Origin of the sequence: Secundilactobacillus angelensis (assembly GCF_012641075.1) — a bacterium.
In the GTDB taxonomy this organism is placed as follows: Bacteria; Bacillota; Bacilli; order Lactobacillales; family Lactobacillaceae; genus Secundilactobacillus; species Secundilactobacillus angelensis.
The window spans coordinates 1-3716 of the sequence record NZ_JAAXLJ010000040.1 but is presented as its reverse complement, the minus strand read 5'-3'; the positions used below and the strand labels follow the sequence as shown (position 1 = coordinate 3716).

The window sequence follows — 3716 nt, the reverse complement described above, 5'->3', positions numbered from 1 at the left end:
TGTATGGTGCAAGATAGTAATTTTCAATGAGCCAATCAATCCTCGGGCCTTCAACCATCGTGTCGTAAACATCATGCAATCCCTTGCCATTGAGACGCCAAGGTGTGGCACTGAAACCTAGTCTTGGAACATCAGAGAAGTGGGCATATATTTTTACGTAAGTCTTAGCTAGTGAGTGATGCGATTCATCCGTGATGATTAAACTTGGCTTTGGTAAAGTATCTAGCCGGTTCGCAATCTTACCAACTGTGGATATAATGCATTGGCTGAGGTCAACCTCGTTCTCTCTGAACGAATCTTTAATCTGTCTGACCAGTTCTTTACGGTGCACCATAAACATCACTGTGCCACCCTTTTTGACAGCTAAGCGGGCAATCTCAGCGATGATAACTGACTTACCTGAACCGGCAGGGCTTTGCAGTAATACAGAATGGCTACCCTTTCTTAGTGCTTGCCTTGCTTGGCTTACCAGTGTCTTTTGATACGGATGAAGTTGATACATTCTTTTCACCGCCAAACATAAATAGTTTTTCAATTGGTGTACTCTTGCGGTCATCTAATCGATTCTTGGCAAACACACCATCATTACCCTCTAAGATCACTCCCCGACCGTGGGTATTGGGATTGATCACCATCCGTCCAACCACATCGGCTAAGCCAAGTAATCCATCACGTACATTGGAACGAATCTCTGGTTCATACCGATTAAAGTTTTGACCAGTCTCAGTAGTGAATGGCGCTTGATACTCCCAAGCTGTAGTTACGATATTGACGTTCTTAGTCATGTAGATGGTGGTCATCAATCTGGCAAAGTAATTAGTCCACTGTGAATAATCTTGGATTTCGTTACTGATGCCGTTTTTACTTTGGCGACCTTTTTCCACAAACCAATCTTTTTCAAGTGAAGTAATGTTATCGATAAAAAGATTATCGTAATTGGATAGACTGCCAAGTTCTTCAATAAAACTATTGATTGACTCAATGGGACGGATACGGTCAAATGCCATATCATCACCATCTTTAAACTTCGGATCACGCCAAACATCCACATTCGGTAACTGAGCGATTGAACGATGTGAGTTGTCCAATGGCAATACCAATGTCTTACCTTTTAAGAAACGTACTGTGGAAGTCTTACCAATACCTGGCTTTCCGTATAAAATGACTCGCCAGTTTTGCATCCGTTTAATTTTTGTTGCTGAAAATACTGGCATCTAATCACCCACTTTCTCATACTTGATACTTTGCTGATCCATGTAATGCCGCAGTGCCCACAATTGTTCGTTAGTACCAGTAATCTTCAGTACGAACTGATGTGAAACGACTTCACCGGTATCAGTGTCAACAATTGCATCTCCTTTAATTTTCTGATGAGCCTTAGCTTCTGCAGCTTGAGCTTCTAACTTCTTTTGCTTCTGATTGTTTAAATCAACTTGATGGTCAATTGCTTTAAATAGATAGTCTAGCTCTTGGCCTTGCTTCAATTGGTCAATCCACGGTGTAGCATCAACTTTGTTGACTTCAGCGTACTTAGTGAGAGCGTGGCTATCAGATTCAAACTTGTCCTGAGCTTGTTTGACCTGCTTCATTACCCCAGCAATACCTTCAGTCACTGCCTTCTTAGAAGTAGATTTATTGAGCCATTTGGGGTCAATCTCCACATCACTCGCACTAACTCCGTAATTCGGAGACATCTCAGTGATCAGTGATTGAACATGCTGCTTGCGCTGTTCACGATGCTGACCATCAAGTTCTTTTAATCCATCATCGATTGGATCAATGGTGTCTTGCAGCACTGAGCGTAACTGCTTGATGGTATCGGCAAATTCGTCATAGGGCTTGTTATAATCTCGATGGATATCACGGCGTTTTTCATCCAACGCATTGGAAAGCTTGTTGAGCTTTGCCCGTGAATCTTTAGCTGATTTTTCCGTATCATCAGTAACAATGACATTCGCATAACGATTTGCGTATGCATTGACGGCTCGTTGCAAGCCTTCAAGATTATGAATCTGGATCTGCGTGGGAGTGTATTCAATAGAGTAATCAGGCAACTGCAGTAATTCCGTTTCATTAACCATTGCTTCTAACCTCCCTCAGCTCTGCATTGATGAGTTCGCCAGGGTCATCACTAGTTTGGATAAAAAGACCGTTCAAGGTATCTGATAAACCATATAACTTACCATTTTCTAGGTTGATAAGTGCAAATTCATCACCAATTTCAGAGACGATTGCCACCACATCATCACGATAGAAATAGATGACATTACCAACGTGATATGACTTAGGAACGTTCTTTTGCTTGATTAGGTTAATTTTCATTGTTTGCCACCTCGTCAACAATCACTGCTAACTTGCCAAATTTAAGCAAGTTCCGTTTGGCGGCATCAAGTTTGTTAAACCAGAATTCGAGTGCTTCTGGAAATTCAATCGGTGTTGAATCAATTCGACTTTGATATTGATAAACCTGTAAACGTAAATCATTTACTGTATCGTTTTTCATTACTTTCTCCCTCCGTGGTATAATCGACTTGTAAAATATTTTTCTGGGCTGACTACTTGCGATAGTCGGCTTTTTTATGGACTAATTTCCACAGCCATGAGTGACGCTTGGCTTTGAAAATCAGGCTATCAATTGAAAGCTTATGGATAATGATCACCTCCTTTCTGAGTTTCACCTCTGCTATACTTGATTGCGATAGGAGGTGAAAAATAATGAAACCTGGTGATAGAAGAAAATTGTTTATTTTAAAATACCTGTCAAAACCTTCACTGCCAGTGACACCAGAAGCGGTAAATGGGATGTTAAAAGCAGGTGAAAAGATTGGGGAATCTTCAGACAAATTACTTGAGGATTTAGTAAACATGGATTTTAAGCATGATGATTACTTAACTGCTCAATTTGAAGAAGATTTACAAGGTAATATTTCGGTCTATGCGGTGAAAGAATATTGGATCACAACGAAAGGTGAAAACCTTCTATATGAACTTCAAAATCCCGAAACCAATCATCCTACACAAAAATCTAGTTACAGCATTGGAGTTTTCAATAACAATGGGAATGCTGCCGTAGGTGATAATAATGCAATTATCAATACTCAAACATTAAACATTGATAATTCAATCCATCAGCTATTGAGTGTTAAGGACCAACTTTCCAGTGATGAAGATAAGGCCCAATTAGAAGCATTAGCTAGTGAGTTAAGGAGCGCACTTAACGGTTCAGATACGCCTAAGCCTCATTTTCTTTCGAAGTTTAAAAATTTTTTTGATAAATCTTGGAAGATTATTAGTCCAGTAGTAACACCTTTGCTAGTAGAGATTGCTAAGCGTATGATTTTTTAACACAAATCTCGGTCCGAAATTCTTCTCTCAAATAATTTCTTACCATTTTCACTCCAATACTGTTCCCACAGCCCTACGTTTTCCTCAAAACTAGGATTGTAAATATTAGATGGCGTTTTTATTAGCACTCGTGTTACCGAAATTTGAGAAACCTTAATTACGTTATGTGCGTAACGTTTTTGAATCTTGTTCTCATAGAATCTCTCTTGATCACCCTCTTCCACAGGGTGATTATTTTTTTCTTCTGACATACGTTTCACCTCCTCTAAATCCACTCAGTGTTAGCATCCGAAGAAATCATGTGGGTCTTTAATGGCTTCATGGATCATCCACGCTAATCCACTGACACCTGCCAGTGCAATCAGTCCTAT

The 3716-nt window shown here is 39.9% G+C and carries 7 protein-coding genes; 1 reads left to right on the top strand and 6 read right to left on the bottom strand.

Annotated elements, in window-relative coordinates:
* The 5 genes from HC026_RS12155 to HC026_RS12135 form a co-directional block, all read right to left on the bottom strand.
* On the bottom strand, window positions 1-502 hold a 502-nt coding region (locus HC026_RS12155; protein WP_168926181.1), incomplete at its 3' end, for a DEAD/DEAH box helicase.
* On the bottom strand, window positions 435-1214 hold the full coding sequence (locus tag HC026_RS12150) for an AAA family ATPase (RefSeq protein ID WP_168926180.1): 780 nt from the start codon (window positions 1212-1214) through the stop codon (window positions 435-437). The genes HC026_RS12150 and HC026_RS12155, both read right to left, overlap by 68 nt.
* Window positions 1215-2081: a DUF1351 domain-containing protein gene (locus HC026_RS12145; RefSeq protein ID WP_168926179.1), complete on the bottom strand. Its 867-nt coding sequence runs from the start codon at window positions 2079-2081 to the stop codon at window positions 1215-1217. It lies immediately after the preceding gene.
* The gene (locus HC026_RS12140) at window positions 2074-2322 is read right to left on the bottom strand and encodes a hypothetical protein (protein ID WP_168926178.1); all 249 of its coding nucleotides are present in this window, start codon (window positions 2320-2322) and stop codon (window positions 2074-2076) included. Before HC026_RS12140 ends, HC026_RS12145 begins: the two co-directional genes overlap by 8 nt.
* Entirely contained in the window at window positions 2312-2503 is a 192-nt protein-coding gene (locus HC026_RS12135; protein ID WP_168926177.1) for a hypothetical protein, read from the bottom strand. Before HC026_RS12135 ends, HC026_RS12140 begins: the two co-directional genes overlap by 11 nt.
* Before the next feature lie 212 nt (window positions 2504-2715).
* Between HC026_RS12135 and HC026_RS12130 the strand changes: the two genes are divergently transcribed.
* Window positions 2716-3345 carry a hypothetical protein gene (locus HC026_RS12130; RefSeq protein ID WP_168926176.1) on the top strand — a complete coding sequence of 210 codons (630 nt, stop codon included), beginning with the start codon at window positions 2716-2718 and terminating at the stop codon, window positions 3343-3345.
* On the opposite strand, the gene HC026_RS12125 is transcribed toward HC026_RS12130, so the two are convergent.
* Window positions 3342-3596, bottom strand: a complete 255-nt coding sequence (locus HC026_RS12125) for a hypothetical protein (protein ID WP_168926175.1) — start codon at window positions 3594-3596, stop codon at window positions 3342-3344. The two genes, HC026_RS12130 and HC026_RS12125, sit on opposite strands and share 4 nt — an antisense overlap.
* Between the last annotated feature and the right edge of the window lie 120 nt (window positions 3597-3716).

Coding starts and splice junctions, on each gene's coding strand:
- HC026_RS12150 (WP_168926180.1), bottom strand. CDS start 1,214: ATGCCAGTATTTTCAGCAACAAAAATTAAACGGATGCAAAACTGGCGA.
- HC026_RS12145 (WP_168926179.1), bottom strand. CDS start 2,081: ATGGTTAATGAAACGGAATTACTGCAGTTGCCTGATTACTCTATTGAA.
- HC026_RS12140 (WP_168926178.1), bottom strand. CDS start 2,322: ATGAAAATTAACCTAATCAAGCAAAAGAACGTTCCTAAGTCATATCAC.
- HC026_RS12135 (WP_168926177.1), bottom strand. CDS start 2,503: ATGAAAAACGATACAGTAAATGATTTACGTTTACAGGTTTATCAATAT.
- HC026_RS12130 (WP_168926176.1), top strand. CDS start 2,716: ATGAAACCTGGTGATAGAAGAAAATTGTTTATTTTAAAATACCTGTCA.
- HC026_RS12125 (WP_168926175.1), bottom strand. CDS start 3,596: ATGTCAGAAGAAAAAAATAATCACCCTGTGGAAGAGGGTGATCAAGAG.